We start from the raw sequence: 24,887 nt of genomic DNA, 5'->3' as shown, positions 1-24,887 counted from the left end.
GTGTTAACACGTCTTGCAACGGGATTTATCGGCGGAGCCCTGGCGATTTTTATCATCTATGAAGGTAATTGGCTTTTTTTTCTGATGATTCTGCTTTTGGCCTTATTGGGCTGGCATGAATTTGACGGATTGGCGCGCAAGCTGAAAGGACAAATTCCTGTAAAGGTGATGTCTCTTTGGCTGGTTTTATATTTTACGGCATTTTGGTTCTCCAATACGAAAGGAACCGTATTGCTCACCGCTTTCGCGTTCACCTGGTTTATGCTGCGCATGGTCTTCCGCTATGGCCGGTTGAAGCCTTCTGATTCCGCCTTGGGCTGTTTCGGGCTGCTTTATGTTACAATCGGCTTTTCCGCGATGCTGGCCATTCGTGAAGGCATGGTCGGTTCTTACCTGACCGCAGCGTTTTCGGAACCGCAGCTCCAACCGGGGCGTTTTCTGTTCTTTCTTCTGATCTTCTCTACCTGGGCCAGCGATACCTTTGCTTTCTTCGTCGGCAAAGCGAAGGGGAAGACGAAGCTTTGCCCCGCGATCAGTCCCGGAAAAACCAGGGAGGGGGCCTTGGGCGGTTTTATCGGAACCGTCGCCGTCGCGCTTTTTTGTGCGGCAATCGGCCATTTCTCACTGCTTCACGGCTTTGTCATCGGCCTGATCATTGCCGTCATGGCTCCGTTGGGAGATCTGGCGGAGTCGATCCTGAAGCGAAGCGCTGCCGTCAAAGATTCCGGCTCTCTGATTCCCGGACACGGCGGCGTGCTGGATCGCTTTGACAGTTTACTTCTGGCGGCGCCGGCTGTTTATGCATACTTGATATTGATCGCTTAGACTTTCCGTCAGAAAGGACCATTCTCTTGGGTATAACAATAGGAGCGACCATTTTCGTGTTCAGCGTTATCGTTTTTGTACATGAATTTGGTCATTTTATCACGGCCAAGATGACGGGTATGCAAGTCGATGAATTTGCTATCGGTTTTGGCCCCAAGCTTTTCAGTTATCAATACGGACCGACGGTATATTCTCTGCGCGTTATTCCGTTGGGCGGTTTTAATCGAATCGCCGGCATGACGGAAGAAGAAGCGTTAAACGAACGATCGTTTTTGAACAAGCCTATCTTATCTCGCCTGATCGTCATTGCTGCCGGTGCGTTCATGAACTTTGTCCTGGCTGTTTTTATTATTTGGGGACTGATGTTCGCTGTCGGTACAACGGAGGTTTCGCAGGAGCCGATTGTCGGTTCCGTCATGACCGACTCCCCGGCAGCGCAAAACCGGCTGCAGCCGGGCGATCGAATCCTCTCCATCGGCTCCGACAAGATTACGAAATGGGCAGATATTTCATCGGCCGTAGATAAACATGTCCATGATATTATCCCCGTCGTCATCGAACGGGAGGGAACGAGAATGACCGTTTCCATGATCCCCAAGACCGATGAGCAAAAACGGGCACTGCTGGGAATTACGCCGACGGTCACGCGACAGGAGCACGGATTTTTCGAGTCTGCCGGACTCGCTGTTCGCCGGACGGGAGAAATCTGCTATATGATGCTTGACGGTTTATATCGCATGGTGACCGGAACGGCAAAGGCTGAATTGGCAGGACCGCTCGGCGTAGCACAATTAGCCGGGCAGGTTGCTTCTTTGGGCTTTGTCAATTTGCTTATGTTCACGGCATTTCTCAGTATCAACTTGGGAATTTTAAATTTACTGCCCATTCCCATGCTTGACGGAGGTTATTTGATCCTGATTCTCCTGGAGGGGATCATGCGGCGGCGGCTGCCCGAAAAGGCCTTGTACTACATTCAGGTTGTCGGCATTGCCATTCTCGGCTCGTTGTTTGTCTTTGCCATGCTTCAGGATATCAGTCGTTTTTAGGAAGGATTGCTGATGATAAGGAGAAGAAAATCGCTGCCTGTACATGTCGGCAGTGTGATAATCGGCGGCGACGCGCCGATTTCCGTACAAACCATGTCGACAGTCAATCCTGTCGATACGGACGCCGCCGTTGCCGACGCGAAACGTTTGGCGGCTTGCGGAGCCGAGATCATCCGTTTCGCCGTTCCCAATATGGCGGCGGCAACGGCGCTGAAAAAATTGACAACGCAGCTGTCTGTCCCTCTGGTGGCAGATATTCATTTCGATTATCGCCTGGCCCTGGCAGCCGTGGAAAGCGGAATCGCCGCCTTACGGATAAACCCCGGCAATATCGGCAGTGAAGATAACGTCGTCGCCGTCGTGGAGAAAATAAAGCCCCATGGCATTCCCATTCGGATCGGTATCAATTCCGGTTCGTTGCCTGACGATATTCTGGCTGCCAACGGCGGCCATCCGACAGCATCAGGCATGCTGGAAAGCGCATTGCGCCATATACGCATATTGGAAAAAATGGATTATCGTCAAATAGTCATTTCCCTGAAATCTTCTGACGTACCGTTGATGATTGAAGCCTATCGGACTTTGGCGGAAAAAGTTCCTTATGCCCTGCATCTGGGCGTAACCGAGGCCGGATTGGCCCAAACGGGAACGATCCGTTCGGCCGTCGGCATCGGTACCCTGCTGTACAACGGAATCGGCGATACATTGCGCGTTTCCTTGACCGCCGATCCTGCTGAAGAGATCAAAGTCGGACAGGAAATCTTGACATCCCTGGGATTGCGCCGTTTCGGTCCGACACTGATTTCCTGTCCAACCTGCGGCAGAACGCAAGTCGGCTTAATCGCCTTGGCAAAGGCCGTGGAAGAAAGGCTGAAAAGCATATCACAACCGATTAAGGTAGCTGTCATGGGCTGCGTTGTCAATGGACCGGGTGAAGCCCGTGAAGCCGATTTCGGCATTGCCGGAGGACAGGGGATGGGGATCGTCTTTTCTCACGGAACCGTTTTGCAGACAGTCAAGGAAGCCGACCTGGTAGATACGCTGTTTGCAGAAATTAATAAGTATATAGCAAAGGAGTCATAATCACATGTTAGCTTCAAAATTATACAGTCCGACACTGCGTGAAATCCCGTCAGATGCCGAAGTCGTCAGTCACCAGTATATGCTGAAAGCCGGTATGCTCAGAAAAAACGGCGGCGGTATTTATACGTTCCTGCCCCTTGGGCGTCGCGTCATTCGCAAGATAGAGGCCATTGTCAGAGAAGAAATGGACAATACCGGTTCACAGGAAATCATGATGCCGATCATGCAACCTGCGGAAATCTGGCACGAATCCGGTCGCTGGAGCGCTTACGGACCGGAAATGTTCAAACTTGAAGACCGTCATCATAATCAATACTGCCTCGGTCCTACACACGAGGAACTGATCACGACGTTGGTGCGTAATGAACTTCGTTCCTATAAACAGATGCCGCTTATCCTGTATCAGATGCAGAACAAATACCGCGACGAGATCCGCCCCCGTTTCGGTTTGATGCGGAGCAGGGAGTTCGTCATGAAGGATGCATATTCTTTTGACGTCGATGAAGCAGGAATGCATAAAAGTTACGAATTAATGTACGATGCGTATATGCGCATTTTTGACCGCTGTGGCCTTCAATACAAGCCTGTTCAGGCCGACTCGGGGCAGATCGGCGGCAGCCGTACGCACGAATTTATGGCCTTTGCCTCTGCCGGCGAAGCCGACGTCGTGACCTGCAAACACTGCGATTTTGCAGCAAATGTGGAAAAGGCGGTTCCCGGAACATTGACGACAGCAAAAGAAGAGCCGCAGCCATTGGAAAAGATTGCCACGCCAAACTGTTCGACAATAGAAGATCTGGCCGCATTCATGAAGATCCCCGTCGAAAAAACGATCAAGGCCGTAGCTTTCGTCGTAGATGAAGATAAAATAGTCCTCTGCATGGTACGCGGAGACCATGAAGTGAATGATGTCGTTATTCAGCATCTTGTCGGCGGTAATACGATTGAACCGGCCAATGAAGATGATCTGAAGGCCCACGGCCTGCAGCCGGGATACATGAGTCCCATCAATGCCGACACCCCTGATAATGAAAAATTTTTCGTTTTTGTCGACCCGACAGCGATGAATGTCTGCAACGGCGTAACCGGCGCTAATGAAGCGGGATATCATTTTACCAATGTCGATCCGCAGCGTGACTTTAAATCCGTTCAGGTGGAAACGATCCGCATGATCACGCAACGCGACGTCTGTCCTGTCTGCGGCGGCGAAATCGAATTTGCCCAGGGGATTGAAGTCGGGCAGGTTTTTGAATTAGGTACGAAATATTCGGACTCCTTACAGGCTACCTTCCTCGATCAAAACGGTAAAGCCAAACCATACGTCATGGGAAGTTACGGTATCGGCGTCACCCGTACAATGGCCGCAGCCATTGAACAGTATCATGATGACAAGGGTATTATCTGGCCTGCCGCTATCGCTCCTTATGAAGCCGTTATCGTGCCGGTCAGCACTAAAGACGAAGATATGGTGAAAATTGCCGAAACTTTATATGCTGAAATAAAAGCGCTCGGCGTTGAAGTCGTGCTCGACGATCGAAACGAACGTGCCGGCGTTAAATTTAATGACGCCGATCTCATCGGCTATCCTGTTCGTCTTACGGTCGGTAAGAAGAGTGCCGCTGAAGGCACTGTCGAACTGAAAGTACGGCGAACCGGCGAAGAAAAAGTAATCACCATTGCAGAAGCGGCGGCCATGACGTGCGCCGTTATCGGCGATCTGAAAAGCAAAAACATGTGATCTTAAAGAAGCGCAAGGATAAGCTGAGCTTGTTCTTGCGCTTCTTTTACGTAATCAAGGACGGTGGAAGTATGAACATGGAATTGTTTCCTACGAAAGGTGAATTGGAAGAGGCGACACGTAAAGCGACGGGAATCAATAAAACGGCAGTATTGGCTATGATCAGTATCAGTCAAGCTGCTGAAGAAATACGGACGACACTGGGAAAAACGCTGGAAAGCCAATATCGGCTTTCAGAGGGGAAACTGCACATCCTTTTGCTCCTTTATCGCCAGAAAAGCGGACTGTCTCCTTCTTCGTTGGCAAAAAAGAGCGGAGTGACGAAGGCCACGGTCAGTGTAATGATTGGCCGCATGAAAAATGAAGGGTTAGTAAGCGAAAAAGAAAATGGGATAGACAGAAGAGGGAAGCAAATCGCCTTAACCGAGTCAGGTCGAATTTACGTGGACTATGTACTGCCGCAATATTATTTGCGTTTGTCACAGATGATGAAAAATTTGACGGAAGAAGAACAGAAGATCCTGTTGTCTCTGCTCCATAAGTTAATTTAAATCACATTTTAAATAATTAGTTAGCTAACTATATTAATATTTTTACAGTAACTAAGACTTTATCTTTCTTTTTGTATTATTAGGCTGAAGAAAGACTATATTCTTTCGTTAATTTTTCTATCCGTTGAAAAGGAAAGTTACGCTGTTACAATCTTTTCATTTTCATATTACTGAATTTTAATCCTTTTTTAATCCTCGTTTCACCGTCTTTTAATCTTTCCATGAGACAATGAGAGAAGAAAAGTGCTGAAACGAGGTGTGTTCATGTTAAAGAAACAAGCAAAAACAGTTGTGACGGCAAAGCGAAAAGGCAGAGAGACTCTTTTGAAACTGTGCAGAGAAGGCGATCTTCTTTTGGAACGATCCTTTTCCTGCAACATACAGTGTGAAAGCAGCTTACGGCAAGCTGTCAGCGTCTACGAAAAAGCGCTGGCATACGCACGGGAAAGTGAACGCAGACTTGTCCTCGCGCCCTTGGCAAAGGCGTATTTCAGGGGGTATTTCACAAAAGCTGCCGCCCGTTCTTATCAAAATCACCAGTGGGCTCAACAGGCCATACCGTATTTTCGTGAATTAATCGCTTCCGACGTTACCGTCACCGTACTGTATCGTTTCGCGCTCCTGCTGTATCGGGACGCTCACGATTTTACCAATCCCGAACCTTTTCAGCAAAAAAAACGACAACAGCAGGAAGCGTACGCCATATACGATCGTACCATCAGGACGGTTAAAGCATTGCCGCAGGAAGAAAAAGCCGATTTCGCCGGCATTTACGTCAGATCGTGTTACGGCTTGTGCCGCAGCGGCTTGGAATTGCTGCCGCAGCGCTCCCTTATCGGTGACGAATGCAGACTTCTCTTTCCCCGTCTGGTGTCGGACAACCGGGATCAAGAGGGCCGAACCGCTCTGTTCAAGCGTTGTTATGAAGCGATTGATACGGCACGCCGAGAAGAAAAACTGCCGCGTAAAGTCATAGATTTGCAGCGTTTGATAAGTCAGGAACAGTCCTTTGAACAAGCTTGGGACATCTACTACCTGCTGGGAAAGTTATTTGATTACGGTTGGCAATATGATCTTCACCCGCATAAAAATGCTGCATATGACGCTGCCTTAAAATATTATCATTACGCCGCATCCTTCGATCTCCTGCGACGCCGTTCCGGCCGTAGTGTTCACGGCTTTTTCTATATGTACGAATCGCTTTTGCTGATGACACTCCGTGGCAGAGATCTTGATAAATACCGCTACCTTTGGAAGACGTACGAAATGGAGCAGCTTTTGCCGCAACCGCACCGCGATCTGCTGAATGCCCGCTTCCACATCATCAACGACGAATGCGAAAGAGCGGCAGCGCTGCTGTTGCCTTACGCCAAAAAAACGCCGCAACAGGCGGGACTGTCGCCGCGCAAGGCGACGGCGCTGCTGGACATCATTACGATCATCCGAACAGCGTCGTTGAAAAAGCTGCGCGGCACTTACAAGCCCTATCAATTCGTATGGCTTCATAAAATCCGAGACTATGTGCAAAAAAAAGAAGCCGTCAGCTGACAGCTTCTTTTGGCTCAATCCTTTACAGGAAAATGTATTTCCCGATAAACAGAATCGCCAGAATATACATTAAAATACTGATTTTATCACGACGGCCTGTACAGAAATTGATCACTACATACGAAATGACGCCGAAGGAAATGCCTTCTGAGATACTGTAACAGAAGGGCATGGCGATAATGGCAATGTAAGCAGGAATGGATTCCCTCAGATCGTCAAAGGCAATACCGGTTACTGCAGTGAGCATGAGGAAGCCGACGATAACCAGAGCCGGAGCCGTAGCGAAAGCGGGGATTGCCATGAAGAACGGCGACAGAACCAGAGAAAGAGCGAAGAAGATAGCTACAAAGACGGCGGTCAGGCCGGTCCGTCCGCCTTCACTGACACCGGTAGCGCTTTCGACGTAAGTCGTCGTCGTGCTGGTTCCCATTAAAGCGCCGAAGGTCGTTGCAAAAGCATCTGCCAACAAGGCCCCTTTAATACGGGGAAGTTTGCCTTCGCTATCGAGCATATCCGCTTTGGAAGAAACGCCGATCAGAGTTCCCAAGGTATCGAAAATATCGACGAAAAGAAAGGCGAACATGACGACGAAGAAGTCGATGCTGAACATATTGCTGAAATCCAGCTGTCCCAAAATAGGCGACAGGCTTGCCGGCATAAATGCGGCGGCGCCGGCTGAAAGATTGGGGATGACGCTGTACATATGCATTTCCGGATTAGGAACGTACAGGCCCGCCATTTCACAAATGATACCGAGAATCCACGTAAACAGGATGCCCCAAAGAATATTGCCGCGTACTTTTCTGACCATCATAATCGCCGTAAAAATGATGCCCGCCATAGCCAAAAGCACTGTGATGCCCGTTGTCTGAAAGGTTCCGGCGGCAACCGATTGCTTAAAGGAAAAGAGTGATATCTTCGTAGCCGGGTTGGCAACAATGATCTGCGCATTTAGAAGCCCGATCAAAGCTATAAATAAGCCGATACCGGCGGAAACGGCTTTTTTCAGGTTCATCGGAATGGCGTTAAAAATGGCTTCGCGAATATTGGTGAGAGAGAGAATGACAAAAATAATACCTTCTACAAAAACTGCCGATAATGCCATTTGCCAAGAATACCCCATTTGCAACACGACTGTATAAGCGAAAAAAGCGTTCAGCCCCATACCGGGAGCCAGTGCAAAGGGATAATTAGCCAAAACGGCCATCAGCAACGTTCCCAGACAGGATGCCAGCGCTGTCGCCGTAAGTACGGCGCCCTTGTCCATGCCGGCACCGCTCAGGATAGTAGGATTGACAGCCAAAATATAGGCCATCGTCATGAACGTCGTGATTCCTGCCAACAATTCGGTTTTGACCGATGTTCCGTTTGCCTGCAAATGGAACAATCGATCCAGAAATCCTTCTTTGTTCTCCATTGTATCAACTCCTCAGCAGAATAAAATGACCAGATAATATAATAATATAATCATTACAATTCCTTGTAAATACTGACCTCTTCTTTTTTGTAAAAAGAAAGATCTTCACTCCACAAGAAAGCGAAAAACTGCGCGGCTGAAGCGGATGACCTGTCTTCGGCCGTGCAGTTCTGCAGACATATGAATAAGGAAATTATCGGAAGTCCCGGCCCGTCAATAACTGATAGGCTTCTTTGTATTTTTCAATCGTTTTGTCAATAATATCCTGCGGCAAGAGGTAATCGCTATCCGGATGTGCCTTCAACCAGTCGCGAACAAATTGTTTGTCGTAAGAAGGCTGCGATTTACTGGCTTCATAGCCTTTGAGCGGCCAAAAGCGGGAACTGTCAGGCGTCAGCATTTCGTCACCCAAGACGATCTGCCCTTCTTCATCAAGTCCGAATTCAAATTTCGTATCGGCAATAATGATGCCGCGGGAAAGCGCATAATCTGCGCATTTTTTATAAAGGGCAAGTGTGTAGTCACGAATTTTTTCGGCATATTCACGCCCTTTTCCGGGGAATTCTTTTTCTAAATATGCAATCCCCTGTTCTAAGGAGACGTTTTCGTCGTGATCACCGATTTCCGCCTTGGTGCTCGGCGTAAAAATCGCTTCCGGCAATTTTTGTGATTCACGCAGACCTGCCGGCAGCGTAATGCCGCAGACCGTACCGTTTTCTTGATAGCTTTCCCAGCCGCTGCCGGTAATATAACCGCGAACGATACATTCCATAGGAATCATGGTCAATTTTCGGCATTTCATGCTGTTTCCCGCAAATTGTTCCTGTTGGAAAAATTCAGGCATATCGGCAGTATCTACTGAAAGCATATGGTTCGGCAAGATATCCTTGGTAAAATCAAACCAGAATTTTGACATTTGCGTCAAGATAGCGCCTTTTTGTGTGATCTTGTTTTTTAAGATATGGTCGAATGCAGAAATTCGATCCGTTGCCACCATGATGATGCTGTCACCGGCATCATATACTTCACGCACTTTCCCGGATTTATACGGTTTGTATTCTTTCATCTTCATGCCTCCAGTAAAAAATTATAAACTTATAATTCTTCCTTATCATATCACATTTTCCGTACAGCGTCGATAACGACAAAAGCACGGGGAAAGGGCTAGGTTGGTCTTTTTTCGCTCGCGCCCTATTCATGCCTACAGGGCTTCGTAAAACGGCAAAAGGTTACCGGCCATACGGACGCCAGATTTTGCCAAATAAAAAACACGGCCTCCTGCAAGGAAAAGCCGCGTTTTCTGAAAATAAAAACGGCGTATCGTTTATCGTAATGTTACAAGGTAGTCCGGCATCGGTCAGTACAGGCGGAAAACGCCGATAACCTTGCCGAGAATCTTACAGTTACGCGTGTAGATAGGTTCATAGGCATCATTTTCCGGCTGTAGACGAACGCGGTCCTTTTCCAAATAGTAGCGCTTAACCGTCGCTTCATCTTCAAGCATGGCCACGACAATCTCGCCGTTTCGCGCCAGATCCTGTTTTCGCACAATAAGCCAGTCGCCTTCCAGTATACCGGCATCGCGCATACTGTCGCCGCGAACGGTCAGCATAAAGCAGTCGTCATCGCCGATAAATTCGGCAGGAAAGGGGTAGACATCTTCAATAACTTCTTCCGCCAGAACGGGAACGCCGGCGCGCACCTGGCCGACGATAGGGACGGGAACAACTTTTTTTGACCGCCACGAACCTTCATCGAGCAACTCGATGGTGCGGTTTTTGGAAGAACCGCGACGAATCAGACCGTTTTCTTCCAGACTTTTCAAATGAGAATATACGGTCGCCGTAGAACTGAGACCGACGGAACTGCAAATTTCACGAATCGAAGGCGGATAGCCGTTCTGATGGACACAACTGCGGATATATTCCAGAATCTGACGTTGCCTGTGATTTAAGAGTTTTTCATTATTCAGCATATTGATCTCACTCCTATATAGTGTGTCTTTATTATACGGTGTTGCAGGAGAAAAAGCAAACATTTGTTTCATTAACCTTGACAAGAACATATGTTCGGCGATATAATAATCACAGCCACCAAACAATTGTTTGCAAAACATCTGTTCTCTTTGCTGGGAGTGATCTGCTATGAAAAAATCACCAAAAAAACGCGGCACCGTACGGCGCCTTCGCTATATCGCTTTATTCTTCGTTTTAGCCGCCGCCTTCATGCAGGCAGGTTGGAGTTATTATGCCGATAAGGATTACGTAGCCGTTCGGGTCGAAGAGGGAGATACGATCTGGAAATTGGCTTCTTCCGTGGCCGAACCGGGAAGCGATATACGCAGCCAGGTCTATGCCATCGTGGAAGCCAACCATTTGTCTCATTCCGAAGATATCCGCCCCGGACAGATTTTGCAGATTCCCGTAGAAAAGGGAACGGCAGCAGCGGCCAAAGCAAAATTTTCACATTGACAGTAAGCCGGAAACAGCCTTCATCAAAAAAGATGAAGGCTGTTTTTTAGGTATCACCGGTAATTTTTAAGATCGGATTATCAATCAGACTGTCCGCCTCATCAATATAACGCCGCAGAACAGCTTGGGATTTATGACGCGTCTGACGCATAATCTGCCGCTCCTCCACGCGATGTTGCGCCGCCGAGGTAGCAAAACCGTGACGCAGGCTGTGCGCGCCATATTCGGCGGGATCCATACCGACGACAGCGACATAGTGTTTGACGAGCAAGGCAATCGCCTTATCGGAAATACGAGTCTTGCGGATGCCGCGACCCTTTGTAAAACCGCGGAAAACAGGCCCCGTCGTAATGCCGCTGACTGCAAGCCATTGTTTCAAAGCCGTAACGGCACAAATATCCGTATCCTTAATGACGGGTATCGCAATGCGCTGTCCTTGTCCCAAATGATCGGTTTTCGATTTCCGCAAGGTAATGACCAAGCCCAAACGCTGGAAACGCAAATCTTCAACGTCAAGTCCGGCGATTTCGGACCGGCGCATGGCGCCGAAAAAACCGATCAGAAGAATGGCCTTATCACGGGCAATTTGCAGTTCATCGCCGTCAACAGCTGCCGCCATTTCTCGGATATCGTCATAGAGAATCGGCATTTTCCCCTGTTGCAGCGTACCTTTCATGCGCTTAATACCGCGCAACGCGTTTTTCACGATAGGGAACCGGCAGGGATTATCTTTGACCCCCGCCGCCTCATAGTTCTCCGTCAGCGCGCTGATACGTCTGGCAACAGTATTCGCCTTGGCGTTATCAGCCAGATCGTTAATATAATTGACGATCGTTTCGGGAGCAGCAGGAAAGGTATACGTTTCATGCTGCTCACACCAATCATAAAAATCGTCCCAGTCCGACGCGTAGGCATCCAACGTATGGGCCGAACGGGAAATGGAAATACTCTGGCGAGATTTATCGGACAACTTCTCATTTGCCGCCAATACGTCTGCCTGACCGATATAGAAATCTTTAGGTGGTCTGTCCATCGTAACCTCACTTCCCCGCATATCCGCTGCGATTCCGGCACGATAGCCGTACATTCGCATGACAACCGGCGGCGCTTCAGCAGCGCAACATGGCGCGGCAAAGTTTTCGCACCGCTTCGTCGATCCGGGTTTCTTCTAAAGTAGAATAATTAATGATAAATGTATGTTCCCGCTGTGAAAGGGGATTGAAATAATATTGCGAAAGACTTGTCAGACGCAAACCTTCTTTCCGGCAACGTTCGATGACCTGAGCGTCAGCGTCTTCAATATCCGCTTGAAGAAGAAAATGCAGCCCTGCACTGGCTTCAATAATTTCCGTCTTTTTTGACAACGGGCTTCGTTTCAAGGCCCGGATCAAATGATCGCGTTTATGTCGGTAAGCTGTCCGTACATGATTCAAATGCCGTTCGAAAAAGCCGTCGCCCATGAACCGGGCCAGCGTATATTGTTCGAAATTGGAAACGGTACAGGACAAGAAGCCAAGCTTTTCCTTAAACGGCAACACCAACTCCGGCGGCAATACGAGATAGCTGATACGGATCGTCGGAGATAAGCTCTTGGAGAAGGTATTCATATAGATAACCTTGCCGGAAGCATCAATGCTGAATAAGGTCGGAATTGGCCGGCCCATAAAACGAAATTCACTGTCATATTCATCTTCCAAAATATGGCGACCGTCACATTCGTTGGCCCAGCTGAGCAATTCGTAGCGCTTGGCAATGGGCATAATCAGCCCCGTAGGAAACTGATGCGACGGGCTGATGTGAACGACGTCGGCCAGCTGTCGCCGCACATCGGCCATTTTGATACCGTCATCGGAAACGCCGGCGTAAACGCAGGCGGCATTGTTGTACGCGTAGATCATGCGCATTTTGGCATAACCGGGATCTTCCAGACAATATACCCGTTCCGGCCCGAAGAAACGAATCAGGAGACCATACAGGTATTCCGTACCGGCGCCGACGATGACCTGTTCGGGCTCGACATACATGCCGCGAAAACGGCGTAGATGATCACAAATGGCCAGGCGCAGCGCGAGCGCGCCGCCGGCAGGAGTACAGCGCACCAGCTGCTCCTGCTCTTCAGCCATGACCGCGCGCATCGTCTTTGTCCAGGCGGCGAAAGGAAACATTTCGGGCTGAATTTCATTGGAAACAAAATCGGCAAAATAAACCGTTTCTGCCGTCTTTGTCACCGGCAGCGACTGCGGCGCGCGTCGCTGACTGATTCTGCCATGATTCGAAAATGGGGAAACATAAAATCCTTTTTTGGCTACAGAATAAATATATCCCTCAGCCAACAACTGCCCGTAAGCGGTTTCGACAGTCATCGTGCTGATCTGCAGATGCGAAGCCAAACTCCGCTTGGACGGCAATTTTTCGCCGGCCTGTAAAACTTGTGTCAAAATATCCTCTTTAATGCAGTTATACAGCCGTTCATACAGACAGCCTGACCTGTTCCCGTCGAGTACATAGGTAAGCATCTGACCTGATTTCCTCGCAAACTGACCTTGTAATATAAAACTGTTTTGAATATTTTAAAATGGTCAAATATGATTATACTATTACCTGTAAAGAATAACAAGGAGGTATTTATCATGACAACGGAAACGACAAAAGGAAGCAACCGTTATGAATTGAACAAGGAACTGGCTCAAATGCTGAAAGGAGGCGTGATCATGGATGTAACGACGCCGGAACAGGCGAAAATAGCGGAAGCAGCCGGCGCTTGTGCCGTTATGGCGTTGGAACGGATTCCGGCAGACATTCGCGCCGCCGGCGGCGTATCGCGAATGAGTGATCCTGCCATGATCAAGGGAATTCAGGACGCCGTTTCGATACCAGTCATGGCGAAATGTCGCATCGGCCATTTTGCGGAAGCACAGATTCTGGAAGCGATTGAAATCGACTATATTGATGAAAGCGAAGTCCTGTCACCGGCAGACGACAGTTATCATATTGATAAAACGCAGTTTTCCGTTCCCTTTGTCTGCGGCGCCCGCAACCTGGGGGAAGCCCTGCGCCGTATTGCCGAAGGCGCGTCAATGATACGCACCAAAGGAGAACCGGGAACGGGGGATGTCGTCCAGGCTGTCAGCCACATGCGCCTGATCAATGAAGAAATCGCCGCTCTTGCCGCCAAACGGGAAGACGAACTTTTTGAAGCGGCCAAGACATTGGGCGTATCTTACGATCTGATCGTTTATGTTCACCAGAACAAACGTCTCCCTGTCGTCAATTTTGCTGCCGGCGGCATTGCAACACCGGCCGACGTATCGCTGATGATGCAGCTTGGCGCCGAAGGCGTCTTCGTCGGCTCGGGCATCTTTAAGTCCGGCGATCCTGCAAAGCGAGCCGCAGCAATCGTCCAAGCGGTAACTAACTATAAAGACGCGAAACGGCTGGCTGCTCTTTCCGAAAACCTTGGGGAAGCCATGGTCGGTATCAACAAAGACGAAATCGAAGTCCTCATGGCGGAACGGGGGAAATAAGATGAGAGTCGGCGTTCTAGCCGTACAGGGAGCGTTTGCCGAACACGTCCGAATGGTAAAAAAGCTCGGTGCAACTGCCGTTGAACTGCGGCGGCCAGACGACTTGTCGGATAAACCGGACGGCCTCATCCTGCCAGGCGGTGAAAGTACGGTGCAAGGGAAGCTGCTCCGGGATCTGGGCATGTTCGCTACATTGCAGCAATGGATTAGAGATGGCTTACCGGTTTTAGCCACCTGCGCCGGCATGATTCTGTTGGCGCGTACACTGAGCAATGACCGGCAACGTTATTTTTGTACCCTGCCGGTCCAAGTCAGGCGTAATGCTTACGGCCGGCAGCTGGGGAGCTTCATTGCAACCGCTCCGTTTCAAGGTATCGGCAACGTTCGGATGACCTTTATTCGTGCTCCGTATATTGAAAAAGCGGATCCTGCTGTCAAAATTCTGGCTACTGTAAATGAACGGATCGTCGCCGTTCGTTACCGCAATCAGATTGCCCTTTCTTTTCATCCCGAAGTAGGTGAAGATACGCGAATACATGCGCTGTTTTTGCAATCTCTGTCAACAGGAAAAGAGCAGGGTACCGTCTTTTCTTTCTCAGAAAAAAAACGTTCCAAGGAAACATAACCGCTCTAACGAAACCGTTTTTAGCTGACACTCCGCAATCGCTTGCCAGGCGATTGCGGAGTGTCAGCTGTTTATGATAACCTTATTGAATAGTCGCACAAGAGGAAATAAACAGATCCATCAACGGACTGACCCATTTGTTCTTGTGATAACCGCAAACAGCAGCTATCGTCATATCCGTAAGCTCCGTTCGTATCTCAACGAGACTGCCGGCTTTTAATTCCTCTGCCGCCGCGAAACGGGGCAAAAAAGTAATACCGACATTATTTTTCACGAGGTTCTTAATCGTCGTAATGCTCCACATTTCAATGGTATGATCCAACATGATCGATTTTTTCCGCAGATATTGTTCGAATATCTGTCGGAACACGCAAGTTGGCTCATTAATGATAAACGATACGGGAATCTGCTGATCGGCCGTAATGAAATCGGGAAATCGGTCTCGCATCTCCGGCGAAGCAAGCAATGCCAAACCGTATGTATCAATGGCATGCGTTTTCAGACTGGTACCGAAACCGCCGACGTAGTCGTAAAAAATTCCGATATCCAAAGCACCCGTCATCAATTCATCACGAATGTCATAACAGTTCATCGATCGCAGAAAAAGCTGTGCTTTCGGCGCTTCTTCACGGAATTTTCGCAGAATCCGGGGTACCTTGTAACATAGCAGCGTCTCGCCGACGCCGACGTGCAAATCACCGCTGTAGCCACTGAGATCTGCATCGAAATTTTTTAACTTATCCAAAGAAAACAGCACATCATCCACATAGGGAATCAATGATTCACCGGCTTTCGTGAGAACCATTTTTCTGCCGATTTTTTCAAAAAGCTTTATGGAAAGATCCTTTTCCAACTGATTGATCTGAAAAGTTATCGTCGATTGTGTGTAATTTAACCGCTCTGCAGCACGAATAAAACTACCTTCTTCAGTAACCGTCTTGAACGTATGCAAGTATTTCAAGTCCATTCGCTGATCCCTCTTTTTACTATTCAAAAATATTGAATTCAATGTTCGATATGTTCAATTTGAATGAACTTACCTTTAATGATAAGATACCAAATGAAGAGGGAAGTTGCAAGACATAATTAGTATTGTCACAGGAGGTATTTATCATGAATTTTGCAGCCTTTTTTTCATATGTTTTTCTTACGGCGTTCACGCCGGGACCGAACAATATCATGTCCATGACTAATGCGGGGAAGTATGGCTTCAAAAAATCATTTCCCTTTAATCTCGGCATTTTTATGGGATTTATTCTGGTCATGTCCTGCTGCGCGATTTTTTTCGCTTTGCTTTACGATCTGATCCCCACTGTCGAACCGGCCATGTTGGCAGTCGGCGCCGCATATATCCTTTGGCTTGCCTGGATCATCTGGCGAGATAAACCGAGTGACGGTAAAAAGAGTCTCATGCAGACAACGAGCTTCTTTACAGGCATGATTCTGCAATTTATCAACGTAAAGGTTATTCTTTACGGTATTACGGCCATGTCATCCTTTGTTTTCCCTCATTACAGAGCCTTTGCGGATATTGCCTTTTTCATCTTTCTTTTGTCGTTTATCGGATTCGCCGGTACTTGTTGTTGGTCATTCTTCGGCGCCGCCTTTGAACAGTTGTTTTCAACGTACAGAAAAGCGACGAATCTGATTATGGCCTTAGCGTTAGTATATTGCGCTGTGACCATGCTTCTGGACCGGTAACAAAGCTGATCGATTATGTGAAATTGCTGAAAGACCGTGAAAAAGGAAAAATATCGTTCTTATTTTAAACGACAGCGGATTAAAATATCTCAGTACTGACGTTTTTCCGTAAAACATTATCTTGCTTTTGCCGATATTTAAAAAACAAAAGACATAAATAAGCATAAATAGACATGAAGAAAAATATAGGATAGTTCCGCAATAAATAGCATGTTTATCGACGAAATTTAAAAGACATAAATAAGCAATTAAAAAGATATACAATTAGTTCCGATAACGTTATATTATCGGAACTAATAATTTATACGTTTCTATGGTTTACTATGGCTTATTGATAAATGTGTATTTTCCACCATTTATCGAGGAATCTACCTATTATATTTTACTATCGATTATTATAGGTTTATACACAAAAATGAGGCGGATAGCGGAAGAAATAGCGGAAAAGTAAAGCCCCGTCAAACTGGACAGTATGCACCTTGACTGGGCTTTGTGAACCTCGTAAAATGTAATTGTTATAGATGTCAACTGCACAATAATGCGCTGTGTCGTAGTAGAAAAGAGAGTGTTTTGAGCACCAAAAAATTATAAAAATATTATAAAGTTAAGGAAAAGTTGGCAAAAAAAATAGCCCCGCCGAGTCAGCATTGCGCTGATCCGACGGGATTATCTTATTTTGCGGCTAAGCCAACCAGCAGCACACCGGCAGCTATGGCCCAGGTGTCGCGTTGCCTTTTAATGACTGCCCGCTTGTGCTCCATTTTGTCTTCTGTAGCTCCTGGCGCAGTCCGGTGCTATTCGCTCCGATCCGGATCAAGATACTCGCTACGGTCGCCATCTAATCCCGCCTCCTCTCGCTGTCTGGTAAACGACTTTAAAAATTCTTCCCGTTCGCGGCGCAGCTCCCCGCTGGTCTTCTCGTGCAGGAACGGCCGCACCAGCTCTTTAGCCGGCACGGGATGTTTTGTGTGCACGCTCATCATGTTGCTGGTAAACCAGGCAGCCATAAAGGCCCCGTCTTCCCTGCGCGCCTGATATCCGTCAATCAGCTTATACAGCTCCATCGGTGTCAGTCGGTAAAACTCCCAGGGCTTTAGCGCTAACGGCCCGTATGCCTGCGTTTCTGCCCATTCCAGCCACTCATAAAAAGACGTGGGCGGCTTATCCGCAGCCCCCTCCGCCTCTACTCTTTTTTTTCGTCTTCTACGTCCTGCGCCGCCTTATCCGTCAGCTCCTCCGGGAAAGCCGCATAGTATGCCGCCTTGCCCAGAATGCCGCTACCGGCAATCGCTTTCACTGCCGGTATGTAAAACTCCTCTTCCAGGCTGGCCCCGTCGTCCAGCAGCTCCTGCATCCGCTGCGCATACCAGAGCTCATTTCGCTTCTTATGCTGTCCCAGGCCGATCATGAAAATTTTGATCAACACGCCCAGGTTCAGCTCCTGCTTACTGACGATATTGCTGATGCCGCACCCACACGCCTGCTCCAGCTGCGCCAGGCGCGCGACGTTAAAATACAGGTACTGGCCTTCGCCGAATAATTCAAACGGTACTTTCTGCATTTAGGGCCCCCTCCTTATGCGCCGGCTGCGTTCTTCAAATCCGACAGCGCGCCATTGCCGGACAGCGTCCCCTTAATGGTGGCCGCGTCATCGTATTTCGTCGACAGGCTGAGGTCCGTGACAGCGGCCCAACCGGTACGGTATTTCTTGTCCGGGTATTCAAATTTAACATTAACCAGCTGCCCCTCATTAAAGGCGTCTTCCAGGAACTGGGCCCCGGCATCGCTGAGGATAACGACCGATTCCAGGTCAATACTCCATTCGCGCAGTCCGGCCAGTGTCGATTTCCATCCGCCGGACGTCTTATTGCTGGCGTCGATCGAATCGGCCTTACGGGTAAGATCGCCGCTGCGCTGCCCACCGAGAAGCGTCCATACCGGGGCGGCTTCCGTTTCGCCTGTATTCAAATAAATCAGATAATCTTTCCCGGCGGTAGCGACCGAGCCGGTATTGGTAGGTGTTGCAAATTTACGTGCCATATGCTATATCCTCCTAATCTGTGTACGTAACGGTAAATTGAAAAACGGCCAGGCCGATATTCGTCATCCCTGCCGGCGTGGCAAAGACAACTTTATCGACATTGCTATTTTCCGCCCAGCCGTCAATCGTTTCATTTTCACGCAGGACGTCACCGACCTCCATCGCCAGGTCCTCAATATACTGCGCGTCGTTCTCCTTGCCCTTAGGGTTCGGGGAGATAATTTCAATCGTAAACACCGCCGAGGCCTGCCGCTTTTCCTTACTGTATGGCTCGTACGCGATGGAATCGCAGCAGATATACCCCGTCAGCTCCTTAGGGTAGGCCGGTCCGGCTACGGCGTTCAGCCATACCATATCCGGAAATTCCTCTTTCAGGATTTCACAAATTTCATTCGCAATTTGTCGGAATCGGTTCATCATGCGCGGGATAAGCGGATTACCCCGACACCCCCCTTCCCGCTGCCATCCGTACCGGTCACGGCAAAATCGGCATAGGTCAGCCGACTTTCCAGGTCCTTGGCCAGCTGAACGTACATCTTATACTTCTGGAAATAAACATCTTCCGAACGGCTGCCATCTACCATGACCGTCGTATCTGAGCCCACCATAGACGCCGCGCACTCCCGGCAGGCAATCGCCTTGCCGAGCTGCTTGACAGACAGCGCAGGCGGCAGCCGAATTTCCTCATCGGCCAGACTGAATGATACGGCCAGCCGATGGAGGTAATCGTTGGCAAAGGCGATATCTTCGTCTCTGCATGTCAGGATATTATCCGTAATATCAGCCAGTGTAACGAACTCCATTACCTCACCTCTTCCATCACGCGCTGTATGGCTCTTTCAAAACGCCCGACAACACGCCGCTCCTGACTGCGCGCCGCGTCAAAAATAAAAGGATCACGCCGGGTTCCCGGATGATAGGCCCGCTTGGCAAATACAAACTGACCGCCTGCTGTCCAGCGCAGCGCCAGCTTTCGTTTCGGCCGAATCACATGCCCCTGAGTCCCCTGATGAAGGTAGACCGTCACCTTTCGTGTCGTGCCGACAGTGCCAACAAGGGTATCTCTCCCGGATTCGACCGCAGTAGTGATGGACCGTTCCGCCTCACCGGTACGCGTGACAAATCGGTGCTTGCTTCTCGCTTCCTCCTGAATGTCCCGCACGGCCATCTGCATCGCCTGCCGCAGCTGCGCCTTGGCCCCGGCCGAAACGCGGTCTAACCGGGACAAGGCTTCTTCCAGCCCGTGGACCTCAATGTAGAGATCCATACGCCTATGCGCCTGCCGTCGGGTTCGCCGTCATGCACGCCAGCGCTTTCGGCTGCACGACCTGGGCGCCGTAAACAAACAGCCCTTTTACGGCATCGCAGAACGATTTTTCCGGCCGGAAGGCTTCCGTCTTGGCGATCTGCGACGCGTAGGAAATTGCCTGCGTTGTACCGGCCAGAATCTTATACTTCGCCTTCGCCGTGTTCGGCACGTTATTAGACTGGTAGATGCTAAACCCGGCCGCCGTACCGATGAAGCCGTTCGTCAGCACCGCGTCCGTCTTTGCCGTGCCGGCCGCAACAAAGCGATTGTCCTTGAGCATCAGCCCGTAGAACCAGGACGGGACCACGACAAAACGACCGTCAGCGCGGACGTTCTGGTCATCCAGCGCGCCTTTCATATCTACCAACGCCTCATAGGCCTGGGCGGCGGTGGTAAGGGCCAGCGGCTTCGTATCTGAGCCGAGGCCATCCGTTACCCCGGCCTGCTTGTGGAACGCCGCGATATACTGGTCTACGACGTCACGAACCGCATAAGACGCCCGCTGCATCGCTCCATCAATCAGATTGACGTTCGCCTGGGCGGCATCTACATCATCGACCTTAAAGCCGAAATACTTCTGCTGGTCGATCTTGAGTGTCGTCGGCGTGCCGTCCACATCATCCAGAGTAATGTCTTCCGCCTTCTTGTAATCCCGCACGGCGATGTCGCCGATCTGGTTGATCTTTACCGTGTCCCCGGCCTGCGAAATATCGCCTTCATAATCCCGATTGCACAGATTCCCATAGACAAGCGCCTTGTCCAGGTGCGCCAGTAAGCGCGCTTCCCAAATGGTTGGAATAAACGTTGAAATTGCCATTAGTTTCCATCTCCTTTATCAATACCTTTACTGATTTCGCCCCAGTGCTCATTGATTTCTGCACGGGTCATGCCTTTTAGGTCTTCCATCGTATACGCTTTGCCACCGGAACCCGTTCCGCCGCCGCCAGCCTCGCCGCTACCGGAGCGGCTGTCATTTTTCACCGCCCACGGGTTCTTGCTGAGCCAGCCTTTCACGCCGTCGGCAATAGAGACCTCATTGTCCCCCTCTTTGTAGACCAGGCTGCCATCGTCTTTAGCGCTGATATGACTGAGCAGCACTTGCGTGAAGACGTCCGGCTTAATGGCTTTGCCGTCTGTGAGGGCCGCCAGGACCTGCGACTTCATCGCCGTCTGAATACGCTTTTCTTTTTCTTCTGCCGCCGTCTTTTCACTAGCTGCGTACTTATCGGTCAGGTCTTTGACCTGTGCCTGCAGCGCCTCGACCTGCGTGCCCAGCTTCGACGGGTCGCCGCCAGCTGCCTGGAGTGCAGTAAGTGTCGCTACGATGTTCTGAAGGTTTCCGTCCGGGTCTCCTCCATTACGAAGATTGAGCGCGTCGAGAATTTTATTCTTTTCAATGCGGCTCTTTGCCGCTTCGTCACGGGCTCCGCGAATCGCGTCCTGCAAATCCGCCACCATCGTACCGCCATTCTCGATTTTCCCCAATGCTTCGTAAATCTGTTCCAGTGTATACGCCATGTTGTACCTCCCGGGTATAAAAAAAGAACCGTTCTTTTACGTCTGCGGTCCGCGTCTGGCGGCGAAAAGACAAGATATAAAGTTGCAACAAAAAAGCGCTTACGTCAGGTAAGCGCTGCTGCGTCAACTAAGGGAATGATTTCTTTTAGAGGCTTCCCGTTAACATGAAAATACATTAAAAGGTCATTAAAATCTTTGAAGTTTTGCAGGGGTGCATCCGTACTACCATTAATGTCAGTTGTAGCCGAAATATACCCCTTCTTTTCAAGCCCTGGATATATTGCAAATTTAATGTCAGGTAAATCACACACAAAATCATCCCACAACATATCTTTGAATTCATCAATCGTCATTAAAAAGCCTCCTTTCTTCTAAAGTAAATCCTCTTGTTGTTTTTTCCTTGAAACTAACATTTCCGTTTTCGATCGGGAATTCATGTACGTGCTCCCCGTAAATACCATAAGGGTGTTTCTTTGAATTATTATGAGGGCCCCCATGAAACAATTTAGTTAAAAAACCATGTTCATCATACAGCGCTAAATTTCGTTGTCGGATATTTCTCCCATTATGGCTTCCATATTCTATAACTGCATTTGGGGCCGAAACTCGGGGGACAGAGAACCTATCTTTCAAAGGAATACTAACGGTAGGAACGAAATGCCCTTTTTCATTAGTTTCCCAATGACCAATCCCCGTAGGTTCATTATACGCAATCAAACGGCTGGATGCAAAGAATTTTGATGACCAATTTCGCATATATTGACGCCAGTCAGTCCGCCCCTGCTCCCAGGCATGCGCCCCTTCAATCCCCATCAGTTGGCAGCGTTTCAGGTGGGATTGTCTCTGTAAATAGCGGTCCCCGCCGGCCTTTATATTATCTTTCTCCTGTTTTCCGGCTAGCTCCGTGACATACACGAGGGACAGATGGCAGAGGCAGTGCGGATGAACCGGCAGTATAGGCGTCTTATCTTTCGGGAAGACGCCGGGGCCCAGCCCCCAGAGATCGGCACGGGCATACATATCGCAGATATCATAATGCGGGTGCCGGCTGGAAAGCTGCCAGCGATACGCAATGACGTCATCATCGCTGTCATACCGCGCATGAAATCCGTCGGCCCATGCCCTGGCTGCTTCTGTCCGGGCGATACGCTCTGCTACATAACGGCTTTTCTCTTCTACGGCCGTTCTGACGGCGTTTTCCATGGCCTTGGCATTGGCTGTCGTGACAGCGTCTAACAGCTGCCTGTAGGCCGTCTGAAGCGATTTATCCGGGGCCCCGTCACGGCTGATCGCTTCTGTCTGTCGCGCCGCTTTCCGGATCAGCTGCTGCAGCTTTTTCTTGTCCGGCTCAGTCAGGTATGCCCGGCGGGTAAAAGCAACTATCTGTTGCAGGTACTCCGGCAGCGGCTGTCTGCGTACAACATGGCCGGCCGTATACCCATTATACAAGGCCCGGGCCGCCTGCATCGCATGTACCCCCAATCGCTGCTGCGCCTTGATCGTGGACACTATCGCCCGGCGCATCTCCGTGTCCACTCCGTGCAATTTTTCAGAAAGCGTCATCCCGGAACTATCCCAGGCGCCAGTCAGCTCCGGCAGCAGCGGGATGTCCGCCACACCGGCGCCAACTGCTGCAGCGTTTTGTATGGCATCTCGCACGGTGGCCGCCAGAAACGATGAAACTGCTGCGACCTGCATGGCCTTGTCTACGGCGTCCGAAACGGAATACCCGTCAGCCAGATACGATGCGACCAGCAGGATAACCTTCTGGCTTTTCTCCCGGTATGCCAGAGAAAACGCGGTCAAAATCGCCTGAATAGGACTGCCCATAGGTTATTCCTTTCCGGCAGGCCCCGGCTCCCGGTTTGCCGCGTCGTCCCGTGCCTTCTCCATTTGCTCCACCAGCTCATCAAAACGCTCACCTGGAATATCCGGGCAGTACGCCGACAGAACTTTTTTCAACACTTCCACGTTCATCCCGTCCACCAGGTCCATGTCCAGCACCTGCTGCGCCTGCTTCAACTGCTCCGCAATATCGACAACGCCAAAATCATCCGGATACCCGACGGTATACGTAATGTCGCTGTTTACCCATTGCGCGACCAGCGAAACCACATTCTCCTCTGCCCGAGCACACTGCATGGCAAAGTTAGCCAGCTGCTGGTTCGTCCGCTCAAACTCCCATTGTCTGGCGATACCGCTGTTGGTATCTCGCGATGTATTGATGACAAAAGATAAGTTAGCCATACGGTACATCTCTTGGATCAGACTGCTGATTTGAGTTTGCAGGATACTGTACGGCACCGTCTTTAATACTGGAGATCTCCTGAAAACGAATATACAGCAGCGCCCCCGTCTTATCGACACCGTACTCCTGCAAGTTCTGCGGTCCCAGGATATACGCATAGGGGAGTTCACGGTGCTGCAACATTTCGGCCAGCGTCCGGGCCTGTTTGTCCCGGACATTGTCGACCACCAGAAACGCCACTCCGTAGACTTTGGCCATAATCGCTGCCCGCTTCATGAACATGTGAATGTCAGCGCCGTTCGTGTCCGCATCTTCTAAAAAGGCCTTGACCGTCGCAGCGGCCGGTCCGGAATAGTCACGCAGCGGTGGCCGTTTGAAGATGGGATCGACCAGCGCGTTGACGATCGGCGCAAAATAATTGAGATAATAGGCATTCACCTTCCGGAACTGATAATCTTCATTCGATTCGCGCTTGTGCTTATTCAGATAACTGCCTGTAGAGAATCCGCCTGATCCATAGTAGGCATCCTTTAGCAGCTGGTAATCCATATAGCTTCCTCCTAATAGTTGACACGCTTCGCGACTATCTTATCCCGGTTCATAACCTCTGACAGCCCATAGCGGCAGGCGTCGATACTGTGATTATCGGCGTCCGGGTACGAACTGATAAACTGCCCGTCTTTGTTGCGTTCATACTCATAGGTAACGAACTCTTTGTATGTGTTCGGGCAGCGCCGCTTGTCGATGTAGATGTGATTCCGATTCTGGAGCCACTTCATCCCAAATTCCACGCTGTCCGGCCCTTTCCGGGCGCCGGAAATACGCAGTCCCAAGGCACCCATCTCGGCGATTGATTTCGGCTCTGCCGAATCGGCAAGGATGCGGCCGCCATGGACGCGGGGGATGATTGCTTTAACTGTTTGACTGCTGGTCAATTTCTGCCGGTACAGCTCATCAAAAATATATAAAACCTCGTGCTTAGCGTCATAATGCATGGCCACGAACGCCAGCGGATCGACGGCAAAGCCAAAATCCAGGCCGTATCTCCGGCGGTCAAACCTGGCCACCATCTCGTCAGACATTTCCATGTCTTCCACGTTCTCGAAAACAGCCCCGCCGGTCCCGGTGACTTCGCCGAGGTATTCATGACGGTAGTCCATTTCATTTTTTGCTTTCAGCTTTTCGGCGTCCTCAAAGAATCGGTCCCCCAGCCACTCCCGCGGAACGCCTAAGTACGTCGAA

The 24,887-nt window shown here is 49.8% G+C and carries 29 protein-coding genes; 10 read left to right on the top strand and 19 right to left on the bottom strand.

Annotated elements, in window-relative coordinates; translation table 11 throughout:
* The 6 genes from HMPREF1250_RS07655 (at window position 1) to HMPREF1250_RS07630 (ending at window position 6,791) form a co-directional block, all read left to right on the top strand.
* Window positions 1-825, top strand: coding sequence for a phosphatidate cytidylyltransferase (locus HMPREF1250_RS07655; protein ID WP_023054109.1), 825 nt, complete (start codon window positions 1-3; stop codon window positions 823-825).
* Between the two features lie 26 nt (window positions 826-851).
* Window positions 852-1,871 (top strand): RIP metalloprotease RseP, encoded by a 1,020-nt coding sequence (rseP, locus tag HMPREF1250_RS07650; protein WP_023054079.1) that lies wholly within the window; start codon window positions 852-854, stop codon window positions 1,869-1,871.
* A gap of 12 nt (window positions 1,872-1,883) precedes the next feature.
* Window positions 1,884-2,954: a flavodoxin-dependent (E)-4-hydroxy-3-methylbut-2-enyl-diphosphate synthase gene (gene ispG, locus HMPREF1250_RS07645; RefSeq protein WP_023054096.1), complete on the top strand. Its 1,071-nt coding sequence runs from the start codon at window positions 1,884-1,886 to the stop codon at window positions 2,952-2,954.
* Between the two features lie 4 nt (window positions 2,955-2,958).
* A complete protein-coding gene (locus tag HMPREF1250_RS07640) occupies window positions 2,959-4,692 on the top strand; it encodes a proline--tRNA ligase (protein ID WP_023054074.1) in 1,734 nt (577 codons plus the stop codon).
* 71 nt (window positions 4,693-4,763) lie between these two features.
* Window positions 4,764-5,243 (top strand): MarR family winged helix-turn-helix transcriptional regulator, encoded by a 480-nt coding sequence (locus HMPREF1250_RS07635; protein ID WP_023054086.1) that lies wholly within the window; start codon window positions 4,764-4,766, stop codon window positions 5,241-5,243.
* 264 nt (window positions 5,244-5,507) lie between these two features.
* Window positions 5,508-6,791, top strand: a complete 1,284-nt coding sequence (locus tag HMPREF1250_RS07630) for a hypothetical protein (protein WP_023054077.1) — start codon at window positions 5,508-5,510, stop codon at window positions 6,789-6,791.
* A gap of 22 nt (window positions 6,792-6,813) precedes the next feature.
* Here the strand turns inward: HMPREF1250_RS07630 and HMPREF1250_RS07625 are convergent, their stop codons facing one another.
* The 3 genes from HMPREF1250_RS07625 to lexA all read right to left on the bottom strand — a co-directional run bounded on the left by HMPREF1250_RS07625 (window position 6,814) and on the right by lexA (window position 10,183).
* Window positions 6,814-8,208, bottom strand: coding sequence for an NCS2 family permease (locus HMPREF1250_RS07625; RefSeq protein ID WP_023054094.1), 1,395 nt, complete (start codon window positions 8,206-8,208; stop codon window positions 6,814-6,816).
* A 193-nt stretch (window positions 8,209-8,401) separates the two neighbouring features.
* The gene (locus HMPREF1250_RS07620; RefSeq protein WP_023054068.1) at window positions 8,402-9,274 is read right to left on the bottom strand and encodes a phosphoribosylaminoimidazolesuccinocarboxamide synthase; all 873 of its coding nucleotides are present in this window, start codon (window positions 9,272-9,274) and stop codon (window positions 8,402-8,404) included.
* A 291-nt stretch (window positions 9,275-9,565) separates the two neighbouring features.
* Complete coding sequence (lexA, locus tag HMPREF1250_RS07615) at window positions 9,566-10,183, bottom strand: transcriptional repressor LexA (protein ID WP_036242991.1); 618 nt, start codon at window positions 10,181-10,183, stop codon at window positions 9,566-9,568.
* A gap of 169 nt (window positions 10,184-10,352) precedes the next feature.
* Here lexA and HMPREF1250_RS07610 point away from each other — a divergent pair, with 169 nt between their 5' ends.
* A complete protein-coding gene (locus HMPREF1250_RS07610; RefSeq protein ID WP_023054063.1) occupies window positions 10,353-10,679 on the top strand; it encodes a LysM peptidoglycan-binding domain-containing protein in 327 nt (108 codons plus the stop codon).
* A gap of 46 nt (window positions 10,680-10,725) precedes the next feature.
* Here HMPREF1250_RS07610 and HMPREF1250_RS07605 read toward each other — a convergent pair whose 3' ends face one another.
* Window positions 10,726-11,712 carry a site-specific integrase gene (locus tag HMPREF1250_RS07605; RefSeq protein WP_036243003.1) on the bottom strand — a complete coding sequence of 329 codons (987 nt, stop codon included), beginning with the start codon at window positions 11,710-11,712 and terminating at the stop codon, window positions 10,726-10,728.
* A 76-nt stretch (window positions 11,713-11,788) separates the two neighbouring features.
* Entirely contained in the window at window positions 11,789-13,195 is a 1,407-nt protein-coding gene (locus tag HMPREF1250_RS07600) for a PLP-dependent aminotransferase family protein (protein ID WP_023054135.1), read from the bottom strand.
* A gap of 114 nt (window positions 13,196-13,309) precedes the next feature.
* Between HMPREF1250_RS07600 and pdxS the strand changes: the two genes are divergently transcribed.
* Window positions 13,310-14,203, top strand: coding sequence for a pyridoxal 5'-phosphate synthase lyase subunit PdxS (pdxS, locus tag HMPREF1250_RS07595; protein ID WP_023054123.1), 894 nt, complete (start codon window positions 13,310-13,312; stop codon window positions 14,201-14,203).
* Window position 14,204: 1 nt separating this feature from the next.
* Window positions 14,205-14,828, top strand: coding sequence for a pyridoxal 5'-phosphate synthase glutaminase subunit PdxT (gene pdxT / locus HMPREF1250_RS07590; RefSeq protein WP_023054083.1), 624 nt, complete (start codon window positions 14,205-14,207; stop codon window positions 14,826-14,828).
* Between the two features lie 82 nt (window positions 14,829-14,910).
* Here the strand turns inward: pdxT and HMPREF1250_RS07585 are convergent, their stop codons facing one another.
* Entirely contained in the window at window positions 14,911-15,795 is an 885-nt protein-coding gene (locus tag HMPREF1250_RS07585; protein WP_023054082.1) for a LysR family transcriptional regulator, read from the bottom strand.
* Between the two features lie 146 nt (window positions 15,796-15,941).
* Between HMPREF1250_RS07585 and HMPREF1250_RS07580 the strand changes: the two genes are divergently transcribed.
* Window positions 15,942-16,529: a LysE family transporter gene (locus tag HMPREF1250_RS07580; protein WP_023054136.1), complete on the top strand. Its 588-nt coding sequence runs from the start codon at window positions 15,942-15,944 to the stop codon at window positions 16,527-16,529.
* 794 nt (window positions 16,530-17,323) lie between these two features.
* On the opposite strand, the gene HMPREF1250_RS07575 is transcribed toward HMPREF1250_RS07580, so the two are convergent.
* The 13 genes from HMPREF1250_RS07575 to HMPREF1250_RS07515 all read right to left on the bottom strand — a co-directional run.
* Window positions 17,324-17,593: a hypothetical protein gene (locus HMPREF1250_RS07575; protein ID WP_023054111.1), complete on the bottom strand. Its 270-nt coding sequence runs from the start codon at window positions 17,591-17,593 to the stop codon at window positions 17,324-17,326.
* Window positions 17,594-17,712: 119 nt separating this feature from the next.
* The gene (locus HMPREF1250_RS07570; protein WP_023054090.1) at window positions 17,713-18,090 is read right to left on the bottom strand and encodes a hypothetical protein; all 378 of its coding nucleotides are present in this window, start codon (window positions 18,088-18,090) and stop codon (window positions 17,713-17,715) included.
* Window positions 18,091-18,104: 14 nt separating this feature from the next.
* Window positions 18,105-18,569, bottom strand: a complete 465-nt coding sequence (locus tag HMPREF1250_RS07565) for a phage tail tube protein (protein ID WP_023054089.1) — start codon at window positions 18,567-18,569, stop codon at window positions 18,105-18,107.
* Window positions 18,570-18,582: 13 nt separating this feature from the next.
* Window positions 18,583-18,924, bottom strand: coding sequence for a hypothetical protein (locus tag HMPREF1250_RS07560; protein WP_231391302.1), 342 nt, complete (start codon window positions 18,922-18,924; stop codon window positions 18,583-18,585).
* Between the two features lie 62 nt (window positions 18,925-18,986).
* A complete protein-coding gene (locus tag HMPREF1250_RS07555) occupies window positions 18,987-19,373 on the bottom strand; it encodes a hypothetical protein (protein ID WP_023054113.1) in 387 nt (128 codons plus the stop codon).
* Complete coding sequence (locus HMPREF1250_RS07550) at window positions 19,373-19,837, bottom strand: HK97 gp10 family phage protein (RefSeq protein ID WP_023054126.1); 465 nt, start codon at window positions 19,835-19,837, stop codon at window positions 19,373-19,375. The genes HMPREF1250_RS07555 and HMPREF1250_RS07550 overlap by 1 nt, the downstream gene beginning before the upstream one ends.
* A 4-nt stretch (window positions 19,838-19,841) precedes the next feature.
* Entirely contained in the window at window positions 19,842-20,696 is an 855-nt protein-coding gene (locus tag HMPREF1250_RS07545) for a phage capsid protein (protein WP_023054065.1), read from the bottom strand.
* Complete coding sequence (locus tag HMPREF1250_RS07540; RefSeq protein WP_023054097.1) at window positions 20,696-21,397, bottom strand: hypothetical protein; 702 nt, start codon at window positions 21,395-21,397, stop codon at window positions 20,696-20,698. Before HMPREF1250_RS07540 ends, HMPREF1250_RS07545 begins: the two co-directional genes overlap by 1 nt.
* Window positions 21,398-21,501: 104 nt before the next feature.
* Complete coding sequence (locus tag HMPREF1250_RS07535) at window positions 21,502-21,750, bottom strand: hypothetical protein (protein WP_023054085.1); 249 nt, start codon at window positions 21,748-21,750, stop codon at window positions 21,502-21,504.
* Complete coding sequence (locus HMPREF1250_RS07530) at window positions 21,740-23,227, bottom strand: hypothetical protein (RefSeq protein WP_023054102.1); 1,488 nt, start codon at window positions 23,225-23,227, stop codon at window positions 21,740-21,742. Before HMPREF1250_RS07530 ends, HMPREF1250_RS07535 begins: the two co-directional genes overlap by 11 nt.
* Before the next feature lie 3 nt (window positions 23,228-23,230).
* A complete protein-coding gene (locus HMPREF1250_RS12070; protein ID WP_036242989.1) occupies window positions 23,231-23,644 on the bottom strand; it encodes a hypothetical protein in 414 nt (137 codons plus the stop codon).
* Window positions 23,637-24,194 carry a hypothetical protein gene (locus HMPREF1250_RS12065; protein ID WP_023054118.1) on the bottom strand — a complete coding sequence of 186 codons (558 nt, stop codon included), beginning with the start codon at window positions 24,192-24,194 and terminating at the stop codon, window positions 23,637-23,639. The genes HMPREF1250_RS12070 and HMPREF1250_RS12065 overlap by 8 nt, the downstream gene beginning before the upstream one ends.
* A gap of 11 nt (window positions 24,195-24,205) precedes the next feature.
* Window positions 24,206-24,887 (bottom strand): PBSX family phage terminase large subunit (locus HMPREF1250_RS07515; RefSeq protein WP_023054140.1); only part of this gene is annotated, 682 nt, incomplete at its 5' end.

It is taken from the genome of Megasphaera vaginalis (ex Srinivasan et al. 2021), from assembly GCF_000478965.1.
GTDB classification, from domain to species: domain Bacteria; phylum Bacillota; class Negativicutes; order Veillonellales; family Megasphaeraceae; genus Megasphaera; species Megasphaera vaginalis.
Note: the sequence above shows the minus strand (reverse complement) of the source record. Positions and strands in the feature narration are given on the sequence as shown.

What these genes read in the sequence shown, in the direction of transcription:
- ispG (WP_023054096.1), top strand. Translation starts at nt 1,884, where the DNA reads ATGATAAGGAGAAGAAAATCGCTGCCTGTACATGTCGGCAGTGTGATA.
- HMPREF1250_RS07640 (WP_023054074.1), top strand. Translation starts at nt 2,959, where the DNA reads ATGTTAGCTTCAAAATTATACAGTCCGACACTGCGTGAAATCCCGTCA.
- HMPREF1250_RS07635 (WP_023054086.1), top strand. Translation starts at nt 4,764, where the DNA reads ATGAACATGGAATTGTTTCCTACGAAAGGTGAATTGGAAGAGGCGACA.
- HMPREF1250_RS07630 (WP_023054077.1), top strand. Translation starts at nt 5,508, where the DNA reads ATGTTAAAGAAACAAGCAAAAACAGTTGTGACGGCAAAGCGAAAAGGC.
- HMPREF1250_RS07625 (WP_023054094.1), bottom strand. Translation starts at nt 8,208, where the DNA reads ATGGAGAACAAAGAAGGATTTCTGGATCGATTGTTCCATTTGCAGGCA.
- HMPREF1250_RS07620 (WP_023054068.1), bottom strand. Translation starts at nt 9,274, where the DNA reads ATGAAAGAATACAAACCGTATAAATCCGGGAAAGTGCGTGAAGTATAT.
- lexA (WP_036242991.1), bottom strand. Translation starts at nt 10,183, where the DNA reads ATGCTGAATAATGAAAAACTCTTAAATCACAGGCAACGTCAGATTCTG.
- HMPREF1250_RS07610 (WP_023054063.1), top strand. Translation starts at nt 10,353, where the DNA reads ATGAAAAAATCACCAAAAAAACGCGGCACCGTACGGCGCCTTCGCTAT.
- HMPREF1250_RS07605 (WP_036243003.1), bottom strand. Translation starts at nt 11,712, where the DNA reads ATGGACAGACCACCTAAAGATTTCTATATCGGTCAGGCAGACGTATTG.
- HMPREF1250_RS07600 (WP_023054135.1), bottom strand. Translation starts at nt 13,195, where the DNA reads ATGCTTACCTATGTACTCGACGGGAACAGGTCAGGCTGTCTGTATGAA.
- pdxS (WP_023054123.1), top strand. Translation starts at nt 13,310, where the DNA reads ATGACAACGGAAACGACAAAAGGAAGCAACCGTTATGAATTGAACAAG.
- pdxT (WP_023054083.1), top strand. Translation starts at nt 14,205, where the DNA reads ATGAGAGTCGGCGTTCTAGCCGTACAGGGAGCGTTTGCCGAACACGTC.
- HMPREF1250_RS07585 (WP_023054082.1), bottom strand. Translation starts at nt 15,795, where the DNA reads ATGGACTTGAAATACTTGCATACGTTCAAGACGGTTACTGAAGAAGGT.
- HMPREF1250_RS07580 (WP_023054136.1), top strand. Translation starts at nt 15,942, where the DNA reads ATGAATTTTGCAGCCTTTTTTTCATATGTTTTTCTTACGGCGTTCACG.
- HMPREF1250_RS07575 (WP_023054111.1), bottom strand. Translation starts at nt 17,593, where the DNA reads ATGGAGCTGTATAAGCTGATTGACGGATATCAGGCGCGCAGGGAAGAC.
- HMPREF1250_RS07570 (WP_023054090.1), bottom strand. Translation starts at nt 18,090, where the DNA reads ATGCAGAAAGTACCGTTTGAATTATTCGGCGAAGGCCAGTACCTGTAT.
- HMPREF1250_RS07565 (WP_023054089.1), bottom strand. Translation starts at nt 18,569, where the DNA reads ATGGCACGTAAATTTGCAACACCTACCAATACCGGCTCGGTCGCTACC.
- HMPREF1250_RS07560 (WP_231391302.1), bottom strand. Translation starts at nt 18,924, where the DNA reads ATGGTATGGCTGAACGCCGTAGCCGGACCGGCCTACCCTAAGGAGCTG.
- HMPREF1250_RS07555 (WP_023054113.1), bottom strand. Translation starts at nt 19,373, where the DNA reads ATGGAGTTCGTTACACTGGCTGATATTACGGATAATATCCTGACATGC.
- HMPREF1250_RS07550 (WP_023054126.1), bottom strand. Translation starts at nt 19,837, where the DNA reads ATGGATCTCTACATTGAGGTCCACGGGCTGGAAGAAGCCTTGTCCCGG.
- HMPREF1250_RS07545 (WP_023054065.1), bottom strand. Translation starts at nt 20,696, where the DNA reads ATGGCAATTTCAACGTTTATTCCAACCATTTGGGAAGCGCGCTTACTG.
- HMPREF1250_RS07540 (WP_023054097.1), bottom strand. Translation starts at nt 21,397, where the DNA reads ATGGCGTATACACTGGAACAGATTTACGAAGCATTGGGGAAAATCGAG.
- HMPREF1250_RS07535 (WP_023054085.1), bottom strand. Translation starts at nt 21,750, where the DNA reads ATGACGATTGATGAATTCAAAGATATGTTGTGGGATGATTTTGTGTGT.
- HMPREF1250_RS07530 (WP_023054102.1), bottom strand. Translation starts at nt 23,227, where the DNA reads ATGGGCAGTCCTATTCAGGCGATTTTGACCGCGTTTTCTCTGGCATAC.
- HMPREF1250_RS12070 (WP_036242989.1), bottom strand. Translation starts at nt 23,644, where the DNA reads ATGGCTAACTTATCTTTTGTCATCAATACATCGCGAGATACCAACAGC.
- HMPREF1250_RS12065 (WP_023054118.1), bottom strand. Translation starts at nt 24,194, where the DNA reads ATGGATTACCAGCTGCTAAAGGATGCCTACTATGGATCAGGCGGATTC.